The sequence below is a fragment of the Achromobacter sp. SD115 genome, assembly GCF_017355315.1.
GTDB classification, from domain to species: Bacteria; Pseudomonadota; Gammaproteobacteria; order Burkholderiales; family Burkholderiaceae_B; genus Achromobacter; species Achromobacter xylosoxidans_B.
The window spans coordinates 124,818-145,694 of the sequence record NZ_JADIJM010000014.1 but is presented as its reverse complement, the minus strand read 5'-3'; the positions used below and the strand labels follow the sequence as shown (position 1 = coordinate 145,694).

General features: G+C 67.5%; 17 protein-coding genes. 12 read left to right on the top strand and 5 right to left on the bottom strand.

What is annotated here, in order from left to right; translation table 11 throughout:
* Nucleotides 1–116 precede the first annotated feature (116 nt).
* From tssM to IPU70_RS20090, 3 genes are read left to right on the top strand one after another with little or no spacing between them, the layout of a single operon-like run.
* Nucleotides 117–3,821, top strand: coding sequence for a type VI secretion system membrane subunit TssM (gene tssM / locus IPU70_RS20100; RefSeq protein WP_242702611.1), 3,705 nt, complete (start codon nucleotides 117–119; stop codon nucleotides 3,819–3,821).
* Entirely contained in the window at nucleotides 3,818–4,801 is a 984-nt protein-coding gene (gene tagF, locus IPU70_RS20095; protein ID WP_207469656.1) for a type VI secretion system-associated protein TagF, read from the top strand. Before tssM ends, tagF begins: the two co-directional genes overlap by 4 nt.
* Before the next feature lie 2 nt (nucleotides 4,802–4,803).
* The gene (locus IPU70_RS20090; RefSeq protein WP_207469654.1) at nucleotides 4,804–5,598 is read left to right on the top strand and encodes an OmpA family protein; all 795 of its coding nucleotides are present in this window, start codon (nucleotides 4,804–4,806) and stop codon (nucleotides 5,596–5,598) included.
* Between the two features lie 58 nt (nucleotides 5,599–5,656).
* On the opposite strand, the gene tssA is transcribed toward IPU70_RS20090, so the two are convergent.
* Entirely contained in the window at nucleotides 5,657–6,763 is a 1,107-nt protein-coding gene (tssA, locus tag IPU70_RS20085; protein ID WP_207469653.1) for a type VI secretion system protein TssA, read from the bottom strand.
* 173 nt (nucleotides 6,764–6,936) lie between these two features.
* Here tssA and IPU70_RS20080 point away from each other — a divergent pair, with 173 nt between their 5' ends.
* Nucleotides 6,937–7,188, top strand: a complete 252-nt coding sequence (locus IPU70_RS20080) for a hypothetical protein (RefSeq protein ID WP_013396313.1) — start codon at nucleotides 6,937–6,939, stop codon at nucleotides 7,186–7,188.
* 36 nt (nucleotides 7,189–7,224) lie between these two features.
* Nucleotides 7,225–7,494 (top strand): PAAR domain-containing protein, encoded by a 270-nt coding sequence (locus IPU70_RS20075; protein ID WP_013396314.1) that lies wholly within the window; start codon nucleotides 7,225–7,227, stop codon nucleotides 7,492–7,494.
* On the opposite strand, the gene IPU70_RS20070 is transcribed toward IPU70_RS20075, so the two are convergent.
* On the bottom strand, nucleotides 7,491–7,934 hold the full coding sequence (locus IPU70_RS20070; RefSeq protein WP_207469651.1) for a hypothetical protein: 444 nt from the start codon (nucleotides 7,932–7,934) through the stop codon (nucleotides 7,491–7,493). The genes IPU70_RS20075 and IPU70_RS20070 overlap by 4 nt on opposite strands.
* A 178-nt stretch (nucleotides 7,935–8,112) precedes the next feature.
* Between IPU70_RS20070 and IPU70_RS20065 the strand changes: the two genes are divergently transcribed.
* Nucleotides 8,113–9,531: a tetratricopeptide repeat protein gene (locus IPU70_RS20065; protein WP_242702603.1), complete on the top strand. Its 1,419-nt coding sequence runs from the start codon at nucleotides 8,113–8,115 to the stop codon at nucleotides 9,529–9,531.
* 65 nt (nucleotides 9,532–9,596) lie between these two features.
* Nucleotides 9,597–9,761 carry a hypothetical protein gene (locus IPU70_RS20060; protein WP_207469650.1) on the top strand — a complete coding sequence of 55 codons (165 nt, stop codon included), beginning with the start codon at nucleotides 9,597–9,599 and terminating at the stop codon, nucleotides 9,759–9,761.
* A 12-nt stretch (nucleotides 9,762–9,773) separates the two neighbouring features.
* Here the strand turns inward: IPU70_RS20060 and IPU70_RS20055 are convergent, their stop codons facing one another.
* On the bottom strand, nucleotides 9,774–10,529 hold the full coding sequence (locus tag IPU70_RS20055) for a 5'-methylthioadenosine/adenosylhomocysteine nucleosidase (RefSeq protein ID WP_207469649.1): 756 nt from the start codon (nucleotides 10,527–10,529) through the stop codon (nucleotides 9,774–9,776).
* Nucleotides 10,530–10,867: 338 nt separating this feature from the next.
* Here IPU70_RS20055 and IPU70_RS20050 point away from each other — a divergent pair, with 338 nt between their 5' ends.
* The gene (locus IPU70_RS20050) at nucleotides 10,868–11,908 is read left to right on the top strand and encodes a DUF2235 domain-containing protein (RefSeq protein WP_207469648.1); all 1,041 of its coding nucleotides are present in this window, start codon (nucleotides 10,868–10,870) and stop codon (nucleotides 11,906–11,908) included.
* Nucleotides 11,909–12,105: 197 nt separating this feature from the next.
* Nucleotides 12,106–13,872, top strand: coding sequence for a diguanylate cyclase (locus IPU70_RS20045; protein ID WP_207469647.1), 1,767 nt, complete (start codon nucleotides 12,106–12,108; stop codon nucleotides 13,870–13,872).
* A gap of 13 nt (nucleotides 13,873–13,885) precedes the next feature.
* Here IPU70_RS20045 and IPU70_RS20040 read toward each other — a convergent pair whose 3' ends face one another.
* On the bottom strand, nucleotides 13,886–17,428 hold the full coding sequence (locus IPU70_RS20040) for an indolepyruvate ferredoxin oxidoreductase family protein (protein ID WP_207469646.1): 3,543 nt from the start codon (nucleotides 17,426–17,428) through the stop codon (nucleotides 13,886–13,888).
* Between the two features lie 102 nt (nucleotides 17,429–17,530).
* Here IPU70_RS20040 and IPU70_RS20035 point away from each other — a divergent pair, with 102 nt between their 5' ends.
* Nucleotides 17,531–18,436: a LysR substrate-binding domain-containing protein gene (locus tag IPU70_RS20035; protein ID WP_207469644.1), complete on the top strand. Its 906-nt coding sequence runs from the start codon at nucleotides 17,531–17,533 to the stop codon at nucleotides 18,434–18,436.
* 7 nt (nucleotides 18,437–18,443) lie between these two features.
* On the opposite strand, the gene IPU70_RS20030 is transcribed toward IPU70_RS20035, so the two are convergent.
* Nucleotides 18,444–19,340, bottom strand: a complete 897-nt coding sequence (locus IPU70_RS20030; RefSeq protein WP_242702602.1) for a LysR family transcriptional regulator — start codon at nucleotides 19,338–19,340, stop codon at nucleotides 18,444–18,446.
* A 138-nt stretch (nucleotides 19,341–19,478) separates the two neighbouring features.
* Between IPU70_RS20030 and IPU70_RS20025 the strand changes: the two genes are divergently transcribed.
* Together IPU70_RS20025 and IPU70_RS20020 are read left to right on the top strand one after the other, a co-directional pair.
* Entirely contained in the window at nucleotides 19,479–20,072 is a 594-nt protein-coding gene (locus IPU70_RS20025) for an amino acid synthesis family protein (RefSeq protein WP_054452076.1), read from the top strand.
* Nucleotides 20,069–20,857 carry an alpha/beta fold hydrolase gene (locus tag IPU70_RS20020; RefSeq protein WP_207469640.1) on the top strand — a complete coding sequence of 263 codons (789 nt, stop codon included), beginning with the start codon at nucleotides 20,069–20,071 and terminating at the stop codon, nucleotides 20,855–20,857. The genes IPU70_RS20025 and IPU70_RS20020 overlap by 4 nt, the downstream gene beginning before the upstream one ends.
* The last annotated feature ends 20 nt before the right edge of the window (nucleotides 20,858–20,877 follow it).

The window sequence follows — 20,877 nt, the reverse complement described above, 5'->3', positions numbered from 1 at the left end:
ACAAGAACATAGCTCAAACCATGCGCAGCCCCTCCGATCTTCTATCCGGCACCTCCCGCGCCATCAGCGAAGGCCGCCATTGGTCTTCGCGCGCGCTGGCCAATCCGCGCACCTTCATGGCGCTGGGACTGCTGGCCCTGGTGGTATTCCTGTTCCTGTTCGCCGACACGGTAGAGATCGGCCTGGCCTGGGCCGGCATCGCCCTGGGCGTATGCGTGCTGCTGTGGCTGTGCGCCTATCTGTGGCGCCGGCGGCGCACCCGCAAGGCCAACAAGAACCTGGGCGACATGCTGGAGCAGCAGGTGCAGACCGGCGCGGCTGCCAACCGCAACGACGTGGAAGCGCTGCGCACGCGGCTGACGCAGGCGGTGCGCACCATCAAGACCTCGAAGATCGGCCAGACCTCTGGCAACGAAGCCCTGTACGAACTGCCCTGGTACATCGTCATCGGCAACCCAGCCGCGGGCAAGAGCAGCGCCGTGATCAATTCCGGCCTGCAGTTCCCCTTCGCCGACAAGAACGGCGCGGCGGTGCGCGGCGTGGGCGGCACGCGCAACTGCGACTGGTTCTTCACCACCGAAGGCATCCTGCTGGACACCGCCGGCCGCTACTCGGTGCACGAAGAAGACCGCAATGAATGGATGGGCTTCCTCGACCTGCTCAAGCGGCACCGTCCCAAGGCCCCCATCAACGGCATCATCGTCGCCGCCAGCATCGACGAGCTGACGGGCGCCGGACCCGAGTTCGCGATCAACCTGGCCAAGAACCTGCGCCAACGCGTGCAGGAACTGACCGACCGCCTGGAAGTGTTCGCGCCGGTCTACATCATCTTCACCAAGGCCGACCTGATCTCGGGCTTCAGCGAGTTCTTCTCCGACAGCGACCAAAGCGAGCGTGACCGCGTGTGGGGCGCGACCCTGCCCTATGGCGCCGAGGAAAACCGCGACGTGCTGGCGCTGTTCGACAGCCGTTTCGACGAGCTGTACGAGGGCCTGAAGGAAATGGGCACGGCGCAGATCTCGCTGCGCAACAGCCGCGACCTGCCGCCGGGCCTGCTGACGTTTCCGCTGGAATTCGCCGGCATCAAGCCGGCGCTGCGGACCTTCCTGTCGACGCTGTTCGAGACCAATCCGTTCCAATACAAGCCGGTGTTCCGGGGTTTCTACTTCACCAGCGCGCTGCAGGAAGGCGTCACGCAAAGCACTTCGACCGAGCGGCTGGCCGAACGCTTCGAGCTGCGTCCCGCCACGCGCGCGCAGACGCGCAGCGTGACCTCCAACAACGGCTTCTTCCTGCGCGACCTGTTCTCCAGCGTGATCTTCGCCGACAAGAAGCTGGTGCGCCAGCACGCCAGTCCCGCCAAGACGCGCATGCGCTACCTGGCCTTCTTCGGCCTGGTGCTGGCGCTGGGGTTGGTGCTGGGCGGTTGGAGCTGGTCCTACCTGGGCAACCGGCAACTGGCGCAGAACGTGCAGGCAGACCTGGACAAGGTGGTGCGCCTGCAAAGCGAGCGCACCGACCTGCAAAGCCGGCTGGAAGCGATGGAGATCCTGCAGGATCGCATCGAGCAGCTGGACCGCTATTCCTCCAGCCGGCCGTGGTCGCTGGGGCTGGGCCTGTACCAGGGCGACGTGCTGAAAGAACGCCTGCTGGCCGAGTACTACAACGGCGCGCGCCAGTTCATGCTGGCGCCGGTGAAGACCAGCCTGGAGGACTTCCTGGCCAAGGTCGACACGTCCGCTACCGCGGCCAGTGGCGGCGCGCCCCAGCCGGCGCCGCAGCAGGCCCGCGCCGCCCACGCGGCGGGCGGCGACACCCTGTTCCAGGACGCCTCGCCCACCAACGCCGACGACGCCTACAACGCGCTCAAGACCTACCTGATGATGGCGAATCATCAGCATGTGGACCCCACGCACCTGTCCGACCAGATAACCCGCTTCTGGCGCGGCTGGCTGGAGACCAACCGCGGCGCCATGCCGCGCGACCAGTTGATCCGCAGCGCCGAGCGCCTGATCTCGTTCTATGTCGGCCGGGCGCAGGACGAAGGCTGGCCGCAGATCGACACCAATCTGGCATTGGTCGAAAAGACCCGCGGCAGCCTGCGCGCCGTGATGCAGGGCATGCCGGCGCGCGAACGCGCCTATGCCACCCTCAAGGCGCGCGCCGCGACACGCTTCCAGGCCATGACGGTGGCGCGCATCGTCGGCGAGAACGACGCGGGCGTGGTCGCAGGCAGCTATGCGATCCCCGGCACATTCACGCGCGAAGCCTGGGAGCAGTACATCCAGCCCGCCATCGGCGAGGCCGCCAAGAAGGAAGTGCAGACCAGCGACTGGGTGCTGGGCGTGAACGCCCGCGACGACCTGACGCTGGAAGGCAGCCCCGAGCAGATCCAGAAAAGCCTGGCGACGATGTACAAGACCGAGTACGCCGAGGAGTGGCAGAAATTCCTGCGCGGCGTGACGATCAAGCCCTTCACCAGCTTCGAGCAATCAGTGGGCGCGATGAACCGCCTGGGCGATCCTCAGACCTCGCCCATCGCCAAACTCATCAACACCACCTATGAACAGACCTCCTGGGACAATCCCTCGCTGATCAACGCCGGGCTGCAGCAGGCGCAGAGCGGCGTCGTGGGCTGGTTCAAGCGCGTCATCCTGCGCCAGACGCCGCCGTCCGCCGCGCCCGCCACCGCCGCCAACGGCGAAGCGATTCCGATGGGCCCCGTGGGACGCGAGTTCTCCGACGTGGCGCGCCTGGTGGTCACGCGCGACAACCAGTCGCTGCTGGGCAACTACATGGGCGCGCTATCGAAGATCCGCACCCGCTTCAACCTGCTGAACAACCAGGGCGATCCCGGCCCCGGCGCGCTGACGCTGATGCGCCAGACGCTGGAAGGCAAGGACTCGGAGCTGGCCGACGCGCTGAAGCTGGTGGACGAACAGATGCTGGCCGGCATGTCGGCGACGCAGCGCGAGACGCTGCGTCCGCTGCTGGTGCGCCCGCTGATCCAGGCCTATGCCGTGACCATGCAGCCGGCGGAATCCGAGCTGAACAAGGTCTGGAACGCACAGATCTATCGCCCGTTCAACCAGACGCTGGCGGAGAAATATCCCTTCGCCAGCCGCGCCAGCGTCGAGGCCAGCAGCGATGAAATCGGCCAGGTGTTCGGTCCACAGGGCAGCATCGCCAAGTACGTCAACGACACGCTGGGCCCGCTGACCGTGCGCCGCGGCGACATCCTGACGGCGCGCACCTGGGGCGACATGGGCGTGAGCCTGCAGCCCACCTTCACCGCCAACTTCGCACAGTGGGTGGCTCCGCTCTCCGGCGGCGCGGCCGGCAGCGGCGCAGCCAGCCAGCCGCAGACGCTGTTCCAGATCCAGCCCAAGCCTGCGGCCGGCGTGACCGAATACACCATAGAGATCGACGGACAGCAGCTGCGCTACCGCAACACCCCGCCGCAATGGGTCAATTTCGTGTGGCCCAACGCCCAGGGCGCCCCCGGCGCGCGCATCACCGCCACCACCTTCGATGGCAGCGTGGTCGAGATCGTCAACGAGCCCGGCCGCTTCGGCCTGGAGCGCCTGATCGCCACCGCCCAGCGCACCGCCAACGCCGACGGCAGCTTCAACATGAGCTGGGGCAAATCCAACGTGACGGTGCCGGTGAAGCTGCGCATCATCAGCAACGCCCAGGCGCCCGGCGCCGGCGGCAGCGAGCCCGGCGGCAGCCAGGGCCTGCGCAACCTGCGCCTGCCCTCGTCCGTGGTCGGCGCCTCTCCCGAATCCTCCGCCCAGACGCAACCCGGAGCGCCGCAATGAGCAACCCGCAGTCCCCCTTGTTCCGCACGGCCTACTTCGGCAAGATTCCCAGCCGCGGCGATTTCGTGAAGAACACTTCGCATCCGCAGTTGATGGCCACGCTGGACGCCTGGGTCGCCAACACCATGGAGATGCTGGCGCAGGAACCGCACTGGAAGGCGCTGTACGACGAGGCCGAGCCCATGCCGTTCGCCATCCTGGGGTCGCGCGGCAAGCTGGCCATCGCGGGCCACCTGCAGCCCAGCCAGGACCTGTCGGGCCGCCGCTATCCCTTCCTGTCCGCCACCTCGGTGGAAGTGCAGAAGCCGCTGGCCTTTATCGCCCGCAGCCCCATCGCCTTCAGCCGCATGTGGAACCGCATGAGCGGCGCCGCCGCGCTGCTGATGCAGGACGGCGATCCCGCCTCCGCTCTGCAGACGCTCAACGAACTGGAAGGCGAGATCCGCACGGCGGCCGACGACGGCTTCGACGCCTTCGTCGACCTGCAGACCGTGGAACGGCTGGAAGCGATGCTGCGCGGCAACGGCCACGCCGCGCGCGTGCATGACATCATCCTGGCGCTGGGCATCCTGCTGGGGCCGGTGATGTCCAGCGGCTCCTCGCAGCTGGACAAGGGCTTGTCGTTGCCGCTGCCGGACGATCCGCTCTACATCAATCTGGTGGCCGCCTACTGGATGACGCTGATCTCGCCCTTCTTGTCGCGCGCGGACTTCGAAATCACCATCTTCATCGGCCGCATCGCCGGCAAGCACCGGCTGGCCGTGGATTTCCGCGGCGCCTCGCCGCAGACGCTGGCCAGCCTGCTGTCCACGCCGCAGGCTTATGCCGAACAGCACATCGTGCTGGAGGACGCGCCCTGGGTCCGCAACCACGTGTCGGCCAGCCACGGCCTGGCCAAGCTGTCCAGCTACCTGGACCAGCCGCGCCTGTCCTTGCGCCTGGCGCTGGACACCTTTCTCGAAGTCTTTACCGGAGCCTGACCATGCGCTACTCATTTTTGCTCATGGCGGCGCTGTATGCCTGCACGGCCGCGGCCCAGGACGCGGCCACGGTGGTGCCCGCCAACGTCATCCCCCAGCCTGGCCAGGTCGTAGCCAGCGGCGCCGTGCCGGACGAGGCCACCAAGGCCGATGTGCTGGCGCGGCTGCAGCAGGTGTACGGCGTGGGCAACGTCATCGACCAGATCGACGTGGGCGGCGTGGTCGCGCCGCCCAACTGGTCCGAGCATGTCGGCAAGCTTATCGGCCAGCCGCTCAAGCAGATCAACCGCGGCCAGCTGGAAATCGACGGCACCCAGATCCGCCTGCGCGGCGAAGTGCAGAACGAAGCCTCGCGCCAGCAGATCGCCAGCGCCTTCGCGACCTCGCTCAACCCCACCTACAAGATCGTCAACGGGCTGCGCGTGTCCGCCAGCAAGGACGAGCAGGGGCTACTGGACCAGGTCCTGACCAACCGCGTGGTGGAATTCGAGACCGGCAGCGCCACGCTCACCACGCGCGGCCGCGAACTGCTGGACAAGGTGGCGGACGTGGTGCCCAGGCTGCACAGCGACAAGGTGCAGATCATCGGCCATACCGACAGTTCCGGCAGCCGCAGCACCAATCTGGCGTTGAGCCAGGCGCGCGCCGACGCGGTCAAAACCTATCTGGTGGACAAGGGCCTGCCGCCCGCGCGCTTCGAGACGCTGGGAGCCGGGCCTGACCAGCCGCTCGCCACCAACGCCACCGCGGAAGGCCGCGCCAAGAACCGCCGCATCGAGTTCCGCGCCAGTCGCTAGAAGCCTGGCGCCAGGCCGGCCCGCAAGGGCCGGCTCACGCGACGAGCAAGGATGCCGCTCAGCCGTTGTGGTCGGGCGGCTTGGGCACGCCCAGCAGCTCTTCCAGGCCGGACAGCGCGTCGCCGTTCTTGAGCACCGTGCGCAGCCACAGGTGCAGCGACATCTCGCCCCAGCTGGCGGCCTTGTCGGCCAGATAGGCCACGGGGCTGTGGGGTTCGGTGCGGCGGAAGAACTCCGCCACTTCGCGCAGTTGCGCCAGCGCCTGGTCGCGCGTTTGCAGCGGGCCGCGCGCAGGCGCGGACGCGGGCGCGGCGGGTACGGGATCAGCTGTGGACAAGGTCGGCTCCATCCGGGCGGTTGCGGGCGCGGCAGGGGGAGCGGCCGGCGCCGCGGTATCCGCGCGCACCAGCAGCCCGGCATCGCGCGCGAAGCGGTGGGTCAGTTCGGTCACATCGCGCAGCGCGTCGCGCACCGGCGAAAAGGCCGGGCCCTCGTCGCCCAGGCGCTCCGCCAGGGTCTGCTCCAGCGTGTCCACTGCCGCGAAGCAGCTTTGCAGATTGCCTTCCAGTTCGGAGTAAAAAGCCGGCGGCGTATCGCGACGCGCGGCGTCGAACTGGTCCAACGTGAGCTTGCCCCGGGTGATCTCGGCGGCGTTCTGCGGCGCGCGCTTGACCGCGTTGGCCAGTTGCGAGGCGCTGTCCCACAAGGCCGCGCCATAGCGCCCGCCTTCGGACTGCGTCAGCGGCAGTTCGCGGATCAGCTGTTGCGAGCGCGCCAGCAGCCAGGCCAGATTGCCCACGCGCTGCTGCACATCGCCCTCGTCCGGCACGGGATGCAGGCCGTCCCAGTAGTGGCGGCACAGGCCGTCCACCAGCAGATAGCCGTCGCGCAGGCCGGCAAAGCCGCGCGTCTTGGCCCAGGCTTCGGCCAGCCAGGCGGCCACGCGCACGTCCTTGCTCTGTTCGCGCAGCACTGTGGTGCAGATGCGGATGACTTCCGGCCAGTCGGCCTCTTTGATGGCTATGACCCAATCGCCCTGGTCCAGGTTCGGATCATCGTGGCGGCGGGCTTCGCGTATGGCGTCGAACTCGGCGGAAAACACCAGGTCGGCGCCGCAAGGCGCCTCGCCCGCAATGGGCTGCAGCAGTGTGTCGATATCGCTCATATTGGTCTTGTCGGATGGCAGGATCGCGGCCGCCGGCCCCTGGGGCGGGCTACGCGAAGAGGACCGATCCTCCCATATCTGTAACGGCGTTGCGTTTGAAGATGACACGTCCTATTACAAAACGCATCACGGACCGTGGATATCATGCGGGTTCCCCAGGACAAGGAACCGCGATGAACAAGTCATTCCACATGATGCCCGACGGCCGCTTCATCAACGGCAAGCCGCGCCGCTGCCCGGACGGCAGCTACGTCGGCGACGGCGGCCCCATCACCCGCGCGCCGGACGGCACTTACGTCGCCGGCAAACCGCAGCGTGCGCCCGACGGCCGCTACCTGGGCGGCGACGGTCCGGTCCGCATGGCGCCCGACGGCACGTTCGTCATCGGCACGCCGCGGCAGGCTCCGGACGGCACCTATCTGTAAGCACACATAACCAAACCAACAGGGCAACAGGCAGCCATGGCGCAGCTATCGGTAATACGCAAGGGCGATCGCACCTCGCATGGCGGCGTGGTCGTCACGGGCGACGAAACAGTCATGATCTTCGGCCAGCCCATGGCCCGGCTGGGCGACCGCGTCACCTGCCCCAAGTGCGGTGGCAGCCACACCATCGTCGAGGGCGCGGCCGCCGTCAGTTCCGACCGGCGCACCGCGCTGGAAGGCATGAAGACCTCCTGCGGCGCGACGCTGATCGCCAGCCAGCAGTTCTACCGTCTGGAGCAGGGTTAAGCCGCAGGCCGCGCGAACGCGCGTCGCAGTCCCAGGCGCAACACCAGCACCGCGAACGCGATGGGCAGCACCATGTGCAGCTGCGCCACGAACAATTCCATGGTGGCCTCGCCCGGCGCCCAGGTATTGCCGAACACCTGCGGCGCCGGCGGCGCCAGATATAGCGCGACCAGCGCGGCGGCCAGCGTCGCCGCGCCCCGCCATGCGGCCGAGGCGCGCACCCGCGCCATGCGCTCGGCCAGCGCCAGCGCCAGCACGCCGGCCAAGCCCGCCAAGGCGGAATCGACGTAGAACTCGAACGGCCCGTACAGAAAGGGCGCTTCCGGAATCATCCAACCGTAGGCGTCGGTCTTCAGCACCGACGTCAGGCAAGCGCCAAAGAGCGCTGCGGCGGCGGACAGCAGCAGGAAATCAACGACACGCAGTAGCAGTTTCGGCATGATGGGACAGGAATGCGCCGCGTATGGCGGCGGACGCGGACGCAAGCATGCCACAGGAGTGTGCCCGCCACATCCGCCCCCCCAACCCGATTGCACAGAAACCGGCAACACCCTCCGTTCTCTGAGAGAATGGCCGCCTGTCTCACAGACCCCATCGATCAGACCACCAGCAGCACCCATGACGCTTCCGCCCTCCAGGCTGTACCCCTTGCTGTTGTCAGGCGCGCTCGCATTGGCGCAGACCGTCTTTCCCGCACAAGCCGCTGGCAGCGCGTCCCCCAGGAAATCCGCGACCCACAGCACGCCCTCTGCACCGCCCGAGGGCATGCCCCAGTATGGCAAGGGCGGCCATGGGCGCTATCTGATCCTGAGGCTGGACAATAGCCGCGGCAACGCGATCGCCCCCAATACGCCCTACCGTCTGTTCCTGACCGCAAAGGGCCGGTCCATCGAGGGCACGCCCAGCCAGGACGGTATCGTGCACGGCGTCACCGACGCGCGGGGCCGCAGCGCCTGGATCTGGACCCGCGAGAAGCATGGTGCCGCGGACTACACGCTGATCCGGCGCATCGGCGACGGCGCCTGGGGCACCGTCTTCCAGCTGCAAACCAGCGGGGAAAAAGACCCGCTTGGAGGCTGGCCCTACCTCACCACCATGCAAGTGCGCTGGGGTGAACAGTGGGTGGACCTGGGCTACAGCACCGCCCAAGGCAATACGGCGTACTTCAGCCACGACCGTCCAGCCGCCACCTTGTCGATATCGGTCGACGCCAGCGTGGCGGAGAACCGGCAGTGCTTTGACGCATTGGACGCCATCAACCGCAGGTTCAGCCAGAACGATGCCACGGGCGCGCTGCAATTGGTGCACGCCACGGAATGCGGCGCGCAGCCGCGGCAGCAGCTGGACATGGCCAATCTGCTGCTGATGGCCGGCCGGGCCGATCTGGCGCGGCAGTGGCTGGACCTCGCCCGCGCCGAGTCCTTGTCTGTCTCCTCCACCCCTGTGGATCACGATGAGCTTCAAGAACGCTACAAGCTTGAGCGTTTGCTGGGCCTGCCCCAGCTGGCACTGGAGGACGCCCTGGAACTGCAGCGCCGGCAAGCGCAGAAACCCCAGGCGGACGAACCCGACTGGGCCAACAGCATCGCCTACTACCTGGCGGATTTTCCCGAACACCTGGCCGAAGCCGAAGCCCAGGCGCGCAGATCGATCGAGACCCTCGGACCCGGACCGTACAACCAGGGAACCCTGGGCTGGATCCTGACCCTGCGGGGCGACGTCGACGGCGGGCTGGCACTCATGAAGCGGTCCTACCGCGAGATTCCGCGCAATGAGGAAATCGTGGCCGACTACGGCCTGGCGCTGTGGCGCCACGGCCAGCCCGAACTGGCCGCGCGGCTCTGGGACCAGGCTCGGGCGCAATGCGTCTGGGGCCAGCGCATGCACGACGCGCTGCGCGAGGCCGGCCAGCCGCATCCCTACTTCCAGGCGGCGAATTCCAGCGCGGTAGCGGTCTACCAGCAGCGTTGCTCGGCGCCGCAGACCAAGCGCAAGACCCGGCACGGCGAGCAGCGCAGCGCTGCCGCCGAAGCGTAAAATAGGCCCGGTAGACAAGCCGCGCACCGCACGCTCGCAATAGCGGGCTCGCGCAGGAGACCATCATGAAATCCGCCCTGATCCGCCTGCTTACCCTCACGGCCACGGCCCTGGTCCTGGCCGGCTGCGCGCCAGGCAATGGCGGCCCGCCCTATCCGGGCGCGGTCAATCCCTACAGCGAAGGCGGATTCCACGACGCCGGCCCCAACTATCCCGACACAGGCCGCTGAAAACCGCCCGCGTCAGGCTTCTTGCAACGCCCCCGACTTGAGCAGGGGCGCCAGGATGCCAGCGGTGTAGACCCGCGCCAGATTCACCAGGAAATCGGTGAAGTCCGCCTTCGCGGCGTGGTCGGCCTGATCCGAGATCACGCGCAACACCGCGAAGGGCACACCGAATTCGTAGCAGACCTGCGCCATCGCCCCGCCCTCCATTTCCAGGCAGAGCGCATCGGGCAGGCGCTGGCGCAGCTGGTGCGCATAGTCATTGCTGTTGACGAAGACGTCGCCGGTGGCGATGAGTCCATGGTGCACCCGCGGCGGCTGCGCGGCCTGTCCCGCGGGCAAACCCGCTAGGCCGCGCGCGAACTGTCCTGCGCTTTCCAGCAGCCGCGCGCTCAGAACCGCGTCCGCGTCGAAGCGTACCCGGCCCAGCAAGGGAATCTCATGCTGTCCGAACAGAGGACGCGCATCCATGTCGTGCTGCATCAGCGCGCTGGCCACAACCACATCGCCCACCGCCACATCCTGGTGCAGGCCACCCGCCAGTCCCGTGAAGATCACTCGCGAGGCATTGAACTCCTGAATCACGATCGACGCGGTCGCGGCCGCGGCCACCTTGCCGATCCGGCTCAACGCAATCACGCAAGGCGTGCCCCACAAGGTGCCGACGTGGAAGTCGCGCATGGCGACTCGGCGGATCGTAGCGCCCGGATCCATCGCCGCGAGCAGGTCGGCGATTTCTTCGTGCAAGGCGCCAAGTATGGCTAAACGTCCCATGTACATCGTCTCTGATCATGCGCGGCCCGTGGCCGCTCAGCCCGCAACATACATCAAGCGTGGCGCCGCCGCCAACGCATGCCCGGGTTCGCGCGCAACAGGTACGGATTGCGACTTTCGATGTAGTGCGGGTTGCCTGCTGTGCTTGCGCCGCCCCGCAACGCCAGCCGGCGCGTTGGATGGCTACCGATTAGCTAGTCAAAAGTACGGTGTACATCCGATCAGCAGGGAAACCACCCGCCTGGATCGCTCCGCGCCGCGTGCTAGCTTACGTCGCGCAGGACGCGGGCCATGCAGCAAGCAGATTCATCGCAGGACTCAATCTGTGGAGAACCATCATGGTGAAGAATCTAGCCGTATTCTTCGACGGGACCTGGAACGAACCCAACGACCGCACCAACGTCTACGAACTCTACAAAGCGGCGCCCGAGACCTCCACGCAGGAAACGTTCTATATCGAAGGCGTGGGCACGCAAGGCCAGGGCTTGTGGGCCGCCATCGACAAGTTCGCGGGCGGCGCCTTTGGCGCGGGGCTATCGGCCAACATCCGCGCGGGCTACCGCTGGCTTTGCCAGCGTCATGAAGCGCGCGATCACATCTTCCTCTTCGGATTCAGCCGCGGCGCCTATTCCGCCCGCAGCCTGGCCGGCATGGTGCGTAAATGCGGCCTGCTGAACGATCCTTCCGACAACAACGTGGCCGAAGCCTATGCGCTTTACCGCGACGACTGCATCCCCACTTCGCTGGAGGCCTCGTCGTTCCGCGTGAACTTCTCGCGCGAGACCGACGTGCATTTCGTCGGCGTCTGGGACACGGTCGGCAGCCTGGGCATACCGGTGGGCGGCATTCCCTTTCCCGGTTTTTCGAAGTTCTACAACTTCCACGACACCGAACTGAGCAACCACGTCCATCACGCCTATCACGCCATCGCCACCAACGAATTCCGCGAACCGTACTCGCCAACCCTGTGGACGCGCCTGGCCAATTCCGAGCCGCGGCCGCCGGAAAGGCCGGTCGAACAACGCTGGTTCATCGGCGCCCATTCCGACGTCGGCGGCGGCTACCGGGACGGCAGCCTGCAAACGCTGCCGGCCTCATGGCTGCAAGAGAAGGCCCGCCAGGCCGGCCTGGAAGCCGGGTTGGCGCAACGCATCGCCACCGACTATGAACAATGCCAGCCGCACGACTCCTATCGCGAGTTCACCGACAAGGTGCTGATCCATGTGAAAAAGCGCCCCAGGTTGTGGGACGGCGCGACCGTGCTCAACCTGACGGTGGACGACCGGCTGCTGAAGCGGTTCGGGCGCAGCCTGGAGTTCCTGAAGGAGTATCCGGACTTCAAGGACGCGCTCGAAAAGTTGCCCGTCGCGCCACCGTGACCTGCCCGCCGCCCAAGGCGGCGCAGGCGATGAAAGCACTCGCAATAGAGTGATGCAATGCGCTCGAAAATGAGACTTTGCGACTTAATACGATACAAACTTCGGCCCGTCGGACTATGGCGGGAAAACCATGCTGTCCGTGGCCCATTTCAAGTAACCTCCGGCCACCAGTCATTGTTCCGAGCCGATGTTTACGCATGTTCCGCAATGTCTTTGCTCTCAAATCCCTTGAAAGGTATTTCCTGACACTGGCTGCAGGCGTGGCGCTGCCGGTCTCCATGCTGACCGTGATCGTGGTGCAGCAAAACTGGCGTTCCCTGGCCGCCACCGACGATGCCATGCAAGGCTTCATCGTGGTCCGCACGACCCTCATGACGATGGAAGCGGTCTCCGCTGAACGCGGCCCCATGAACTCGGCGCTGGGCTCCGACCTGCCGGTCCCCGAACACATCCTGCACGCGCTGGACCAAGCGCGTCAGCGCACCAATGCACAGATCGCCGACCTGCTTGCCCTGTACCGCGCGCCGCTCAATCCCAACGGCGCCCGCGAATTCACCAACATCCAGCGCATCCGCGAATCCCTGCTGAACGCCCGCGCCAGCGCCGACGCGGCGATCGCCGCGCCCCGCGCCAACGTCTCCGGCTACAACCTGTGGACGGTGGTCGGAGACATGGTGGCGCTGGTGCCCGAGCTGCGTGCCGCCATGTCCGACGGCATCGGCCTGGTTGCCAGAAACCAGGGCGAAGACTTCGACCTGCTGTCCTTGGCGCTGCTCGCCGGCGAACTGCGCGAGCAGGCCGGACTGCTGGGATCCACCTTCGCACCGGCCCTGAGCAAACGCCGCACGCTCACCGCCAGCGACCAGCTCAGGATCGAACGCGTGATCGGCCGCGTCGACGAACTGCGCGCGCTGATCGAGGCCAACATCGCCAGCATGCCGCGGCACGCCGCCTCGCCCGCCTACCGCGAATTGCAGCAGCAGTACTTCGGCGAAGGCATGAACTACATCGACAGCGTGCGCGCCATTGCCGAGCGGGCCCCTGAGGATACGCTCGTGTCCATGTACGAGCTGGGTGCGAATTACGTGCCGCAGATGAAGTCCATTGTCCGGTTCCGCGATCTCATGCTCAACGACGTTGAGCGGCGCATCGGCGAAAACCGCCAGGCCGCGATCCGCGTCCTGCTGACCACCTTGGCGGCCGCGGCGATGCTCACCGCCGCCCTGATACTCGGGCTGGCCATGTTCCGCAAGCGCGTCATCCGGCCCTTTGTCCGTGCCACCAACATCATCGGCGCCATCGCCAAAGGCGGCGAAGTGCCGGCCATCCCCGCGAACCAGTACCGCGGCGAAGTGAACAGCATGTTCAAGGCCTTGGATGTGCTCAACGACAATGCTGCCGCCGTGCGCAAGCTGGAGCTGGAACGCGACCGCCTGATCCAAGACCTCGCCATCATGGCCGAAACGGATTTCCTCACCGGCCTGCTGAACCGCCGCGCTTTCGAAAAGCGCCTGGAAGCCGCGCTGGACGACATGCGCCACGACGATGGCGACGGCCTGGCCTTCATCCTGTTCGACCTCGACCACTTCAAATCCATCAACGACACGCACGGCCACGCCACGGGCGACGAGGCGCTCAAGACCGTGGCGGAACTATGCCGCAGCACCTTCCGGCAATCCGACGTGGTTGCGCGCGTGGGCGGCGAAGAGTTCGCGGCGCTGTGCCGCAGCCGCCGTCCCGAACCCGTCCGGGACGTGGCCGAACGCATGCGCCTGAACATCGCGCGCACGCAGATCAGCGCCGGCGCCACAGCCCGCTTCAGCATGACCGCCAGCTTCGGCGTCGCCCATGCTCGCAGCGGCGACACGGCGGCTCTGGAGAACCTGTCCCGCCGCGCCGACGAACTGCTGTACAAGGCCAAGCTGAACGGGCGTAATTGCGTGCTGCTGGAGAACGCGGCTTGACGCTGAGCGCGTCTCAGGCCGCCAGCGTTTCCCGCGCCCGCTCCCGGTAGCGCTCCCACAACACGCCTTGCTGCGCGCGCGCCCGTTCGACGTTCTGCTCCTTGACGTGGCCATAGCCGCGGATCGTATCCGGTAGCGCGGCCAGTTCCAGCGCCGTGGCGCGATTGGCCGCGTCCAGCGTGCGTGAGAACTCCTCGGCCAGCGCCAGGTAGTCGGCGGCCAGTTGGCGTTCCATGCGGCGTTCGGCGGTCTGGCCGAATACGTCCAGCCAGGTGCCGCGCAGCCGCTTCATCGGCGCCAGCGCGCGGAACGCCAGCGCCATCCATGGGCCATATGTGCGCTTCTGCAGCCGCCCCCGCGGGTCGCGCCGCGCGAGCGCCGGCGGCGCCAGGTGATAGCGCAGGCGATAGGCGCGGCCCGGCTCGCCTTCGAATTGCTCGCGCAGCCGGGCCTTGAAGGCCGGGTCCACGTACAGGCGCGCCACCTCGTATTCGTCCTTGTAGGTCATGAGCTTGGCGAGATTGCGCGCGACCGCCTGTGTCACCTCGAAGCGTTGCGGGTCCGGCAGCAAGGCCTCGCGCGCGCGCACCGCCGCCACCGCTGCCAGGAAGCGCGCGGCGTAGGCCTCATCCTGGTAGGCGCGCACGTGTTGCGCCAGCCGCTGGATCTGGCCGTCCAGCGACTCCGGCAGCGCGACCACCTGCGCCCGCGGCGCCGGCCTGAGCGCATCGGCGCCGCGGTGCGCGGCCTGCCGGCCCAATTCGAAGGCCGCCAGGTTCTTGTCGACCGAGACGCCGTTCAGCTCGATCGCGCGCCGCAGGCTGTCCAGTGACAGCGGCAGCCCTCCCTGCTGCCAGGCATAGCCCAGCAGCAGAGGATTGGCGTAGAGGGTGTCGCCAAGCAAGGCCTCGGCCAGCGGCCCGGCCTCGATGAAATCGCAGTTTCCGCCCGTACTGCGCGCCAGCGCGGCTTCGGCCTGCGCGCCAGGAAAGCGCCAGCTGGGCTGCGACAGGAAGGCGGCGGTAGGCGCGGCGCTGCTGTTCACCACGGCGCGGCCATGGTCCGGCCGCAAGCGCGACAGTACTTCCGGCGACGCCGACACCAGCGCGTCGCAGCCGATGACCAGATCGGCCTCGCCCAACGCCACGCGCGTGGCGTGCAGGTCCGCGGGACGATGGGCCAGTTGCACGTGGCTGAGCACGGCGCCGCCCTTCTGCGCCAGCCCGGCCATGTCCAGCACCGTCACGCCTTTGCCTTCGAGATGCGCGGCGGCACCCAGCAGCGCGCCTATGGTCACGACGCCGGTACCGCCCACGCCCGCGATCACCACGCGATAGGCCCCTAGCGGGGGGATTTCCGCCAAGGCGGGTTGCGGCGGTGCGGGCAGTGTCGGGGACGTCTTGCCCGCGCCCGGCTTGCGCAGGGTCGCGCCTTCCGCGGTGACGAAGCTGGGACAGAAGCCCTCGACGCAGGAGAAGTCCTTGTTGCAGGACGATTGGTTGATGCGGCGCTTGGTGCCCAGCGGCGTTTCCAGCGGCTCCACGGACAGGCAGTTGGATTGCACCGAACAATCGCCGCAGCCTTCGCAGACCGCGTCATTGATGAAGGCGCGGCGCGGCGGGTCGGGATAGTCGCCGCGCTTGCGGCGGCGGCGTTTCTCGGTGGCGCAGGTCTGGTCGTAGATCAGTACCGTCGTGCCTTCGATGTCGCGCAACGCGCGCTGCACCTCGTCGAGCGCCTTGCGGTGGTGCACGTCCACGCCCTGTGGCAACGTGGCGGCACCGGCATATTTTTCCGGTTCGTCGCTCACCACCACGGTCTTGACCACGCCTTCCGCCTGCATCTGCGCGGCGATCTGCGGCACGGTCAGCACGCCATCCACCGGCTGGCCGCCTGTCATCGCGACCGCGTCGTTGTAGAGGATCTTGTAGGTGATGCTGGCGCGCGCGGCCACCGCGGCGCGTATCGCCAGCAGCCCCGAATGAAAATAAGTGCCGTCGCCCAGGTTGGCGAAAATGTGGCGCTCGGACGTGAAGTCCTTCTGGCCCAGCCAGGCAACGCCCTCACCGCCCATCTGGCTGAAGGTGTCGGTCTTGCGGTCCATCCACATCGCCATGTAATGGCAGCCGATGCCGGCCACCGCGCGCGAGCCTTCCGGCACGCGGGTGGACGTGTTGTGCGGACAGCCCGAACAGAACCAGGGCTTGCGCTCTTCCACCAGAGTGGGCCGGGCGGCTTCGCGCTCCTTGGCGTCAATGACTGCCAACCGCGCCGCAATGCGCGCCCGCAGCGCGTCCGACAGGTCGGCCTTTTCCAGACGCGCGGCGATGGCGCGGGCGATCAGCGCCGGCGACAGTTCGTGGCGCGCCGGCAGCAGCCAGCCGCCGCGCGGCGTGGACCACTCGCCGCCGCCGTTGTCGCGCTCGTCGAACTTGCCGTAGACACGCGGCCGCACGTCGTCGCGCCAGTTGTAAAGCTCTTCCTTCAGCGCGTATTCCAGTATCTGGCGCTTTTCCTCCACCACCAGGATCTCTTTCAGGCCAGTGGCAAACTCGCGCGCGTCCTGCGCATCCAGCGGCCAGATGCAGCCCACCTTCAGCACGCGGATGCCGGCCTCGCGACAGGCGGCCTCGTCCAGGCCCAGGTCGTTGAGCGCCTGGCGCACGTCCAGATAGGCCTTGCCGGCGGTCATGATGCCGAAGTGCGCCTGGGGCGAATCCAGCACCACGCGGTTGAGCTTGTTGGCGCGCACATAGGCCAGCGCCGCATACCACTTGTGGTCCAGCAGGCGCGCCTCCTGCGCCAGCGGCGTGTCGGGCCAGCGGATGTTCAGGCCGCCTTCGGGCAGGGCGTCGTCTGGCAGCACGATCCGCACGCGATCCGGATCCACTTCCACCGAGGCGCTGGACTCCACCACGTCGGTCACGCATTTCATGGCCACCCACAGCCCGGTGTAGCGGCTCATGGCCCAGCCGTGCAGGCCGTAATCCAGGTATTCCTGCACATTGGACGGATACAGCACCGGTATGCCGCTGGCGATCAGCACGTGCTCGGACTGGTGCGCCACCGACGAGGACTTGGCGGCATGGTCGTCGCCCGCCAGCATCAACACGCCGCCATGCTTCGAACTGCCGGCGGAATTGGCGTGCTTGAGCACGTCCACCGACCGGTCCACGCCTGGTCCCTTGCCGTACCACATGCCGAACACGCCATCGCGCGCCGCGCCCGGGAACAGGTTCAACTGCTGCGAGCCCCACACTGCCGTGGCGGCCAGGTCCTCGTTCACGCCGGGCTGGAACACCACGTCGTTGGCCTGCAGGTGGCGCTTGGCCTTCCACAACGCCTGGTCCAGGCCTCCCAGCGGCGAGCCGCGATAGCCCGAGATGTAGCCGCCGGTATTCAGGCCGGCCTGCTGGTCGCGCTGCTTCTGCAACAACGGCAGCCGCACCAGGGCCTGGGTGCCGCTCAGGTAGATGCGCCCTTGGGTGCGGGTGTACTTATCGTCCAGCGTCAGGCCATGGGTATCGGCCGCGCCTGCGGGTTGTGGGGCGTTCACGCTTGTCTCCTGCGTTGCGGTTCTTAGTGTTTTGCCGCAGTGTAGGAAGCAGGCTGGCTATCGTATATTCATATATTCAGGTATCAGGTATTCGATAAACACATGGCTAATGACGTCACCCTGCGCCAGCTGCGGTACTTTGCCGCGGCCGCCCGGACCGGCCGGTTTTCCATGGCCGCCGCCGACGAGCATGTCTCGCAGTCCGCCGTCACCAACGCCGTTCTGGCGCTGGAGGCGCGGTTGGGCGTGCGGCTGTTCGACCGCCATCCCCACGGCGTCACGCTGACGCCCGAAGGGCATAACTTCCATCAGCGCGCGCGCGAAGTGCTCGACTCCCTGGACGACGCCTTGCGTGAACCCGGCTTCCAGCGCTACGCATTGCGCGGCGCGGTGCGCATCGCGGCGTCCTACACGGTGCTGGGCTACTTCCTGCCCGACCTGCTGGCGCGCTTCCGGCGGCGCTATCCCGACGTAGAGCTGGACCTGGTCGACCTGGACCGGCCCGAGATCGAAGCCGCCGTAGCCAGCGGCGAGGTCGAGCTGGGCGTGGCGCTGCTGTCCAACGTCGAGAAGCGCGAGCGCTTCGGACACCAAGTGCTGGTGCGCTCGCGGCGCCAGTTATGGACCGCGTCCGGTCACCCCTTGGCGCAAGCCTCGGCGCCGTCGCTGGCCGACATTGCCGGCTATCCCTACATCCTGCTGGAGATGGACGAAGGCGAACGCTCCGCGCTGGCCTATTGGCGCGCCCACGGCCTGCAGCCCGACATTGCGTTCCGCACCCGCTCGATGGAGGCGCTGCGCGGGCTGGTCGCACACGGCTTTGGCGTCACCATGCTGTCGGACATGGTCTACCGCCCCTGGTCGCTGGAAGGCCGCAAGATCGAGGCCGTGCCCATCACCGACGCCGTCCCGCCCATGGAGGCCGGGCTTCTATGGCATCCGCAAGCGCGGCTGGCCAAGCCCGCCGAGGCGTTCCGCCAGTTCATGATCTACGCCTGCGGCGTCTGAGGCCCCGCTACACCAGGATCGCGCCCTTGCGGCGCGTGAACTGCACCAATGAACGCAAGGCCAGCGCGTGCATGGCCGCCACCGACGGCAGCAGCGTCTCTTCCTTGCGGGTCAGCACGCCAACGATGCGCTCCACCGTGGGTTCGGCCAGCGGCACGAAGGCCAGGCCAGTCGCGGCGGCCGGCCGCGCCAGCACCGGCAGCACGGTCACGCCCAGGCCGCTGACCACGCTGGCCAGCAGCGATGCCCGGTTCGACACCACCATGAAGGGATCCTCGATGGCCCCGCCCAACTGCTGGTTCCTCAGCGTGTCGAAGGTGGCGTTGCCTATCAGGCGCTCGCCCGCCAGCGCCGCCCAGGGCACGGGGCCGCGCCGCCGCGCCAGCGGATGGCTCTTGCGGCACACCAGGCCGAAGGCGTCGCGCGCCACCGGCGCGAAAGCCACCTCGGCAGTGCGCGGCACCTGTCCCGCCACCCCTACCTGTACTTCGCCGCTCAGCACCAGCCGGTGCACGTCCTGCGAGGATTCGTCGATGGCGCGGATGCGGATCGCGGGGTGGCTGCGCGCATAGCGCTCCAACAGGCGCGGCAACCATTCGTCGGCCAGCGACGGCATCACCGCCAGCGACACCGGCCCCTGGCTGCCCAGGCCGAACTGGCGCGCCGCGTCCAGCACCCGATCGTGGGTGGACAGCAATTCGCGAAACAGCGGTGCCACCGCGATACCCAGGGGCGTGAGCTGGGCGCGCCTGCCGGGTTCGAACAGCGGCGCGCCCAACTGCTGCTCCAGGTCCTGCATGGCCGCCGACACCGCCGCCTGCGAACGGAAAGTGCCTTCGGCCGCCAAGCGAAAGCTGCCGTGGTCGGCCGCCAGCAGGAACTGGCGCAGATGTTGGATCTTCAAGGGCGCAGACATGGATTCAAGGGATCTGAAAATTCGGATTTTCCGAAATTAACTTGAGTTAATTTGGATTGTCAAAACTCTGCTCCGCCGCGAACAATGGCCACGTCTTTCATTCCTACAGGCATTGGAGCAGCGGTTATGTCTTTGCAAGTGCGCAAGGTAGTCAGCTATGTGGAAAAAACCCTGATTGAAGGCGGCCGCGCGGCCGAGCGCCCGCTGGTGATGGTCATCGCCGCGGCCGTGATCCGCAATCCCTGGGCCGGCCAGCCATTCCAGGAAGACCTGCGGCCCAAGATCCTGGAAGCGGCGCCGCCCCTGGGCGAGTTGCTGGTCGCGGAAATCCTGCGCCAGGCCGGCTCTGCCGACCAGGTGGAAGCCTATGGCAAGGCCGCGGTGGTGGGCACGGCCGGCGAAGTGGAACACGCGTCGGCGCTGATCCACACCTTGCGCTTCGGCAACGCCTATCGCGGCGCGGTCGGCGGCACCAGCTATCTGAGCTTCACCAATATGCGCGGCGGCCCCGGCTGCGTGATCACCGTGCCGCTGATGCACAAGCTCGACGAAGGCCTGCGTTCGCACTACCTGACGGTGCAGACCACCATCAACGACGCGCCCGCGCCTGACGAGATCGTGATCGCCCTGGGCGCGGCCACCTCCGGGCGTCCGCATCACCGCATCGGCAACCGCTACTCCGACCTGCAGGAACTGGAGCGCGAGGCCCAGGCCAAATGAGCGCGCATTCTCGGCGTACTGGACGCGGCGAGCCGCTGGTGCTGCTGCATGGCGTCGGACTGGACCACACGCTGTGGGACGACCTGGCGCCGCTGCTCGAACCTGATTTCGAGGTGCTGCGCTATGACATGCTGGGTCACGGCCACGCCCCCGCCATCGACGCCAGCGTGACGGTGCAGGATTTCATCGCGCAGCTGGACGCGGAACTGGATCGCGCCGGCTGGCAAAGCGCCAATCTCCTCGGTTACTCCATGGGCGGCCTGATCGCGGGTGCCTACGCCGCCGCCCGCCCGCAGCGCGTCACGCGGCTGGCCCTGCTGAGCACGGTGTTCCGGCGCAGCGCGGACGAAACGCGCGCGGTGCTGGCGCGGCTGGACGCGGCGGCGACGCAGGATCCCGCAGCCGCCGCCCAGGTCTCGCTGCAACGCTGGTTCACGCCCGCGTTCCAGGCCGCGCGTCCAGAACGCGTGACCTGCATCGGCCAGCGCCTGCTGGACAACGACCGCGCCAGCTTCCTGGCTGCATACCGCGTGTTCGCGCAGGGCGACCCGATATTGGCGCAGGCCGCGCCTGGGATCGCCTGCCCCGCCCTGGTGCTGACGGGCGAGCTGGACGTCGGCTCGACCCCGCGCATGACGCTGGAACTGGCCGAGGCCCTGCCGCACGCCCGCGCGCAGGTGGTGCCGGGCCAGCGGCACATGCTGCCGGTGGAGGAGCCCGCCATCGTGGCGACGGCGCTGCGTGGATTTTTTCTGGCGGAGGCCGGCGCACCGTCCTTGATTTAGAGACGGCCGGCCGTCAGCCC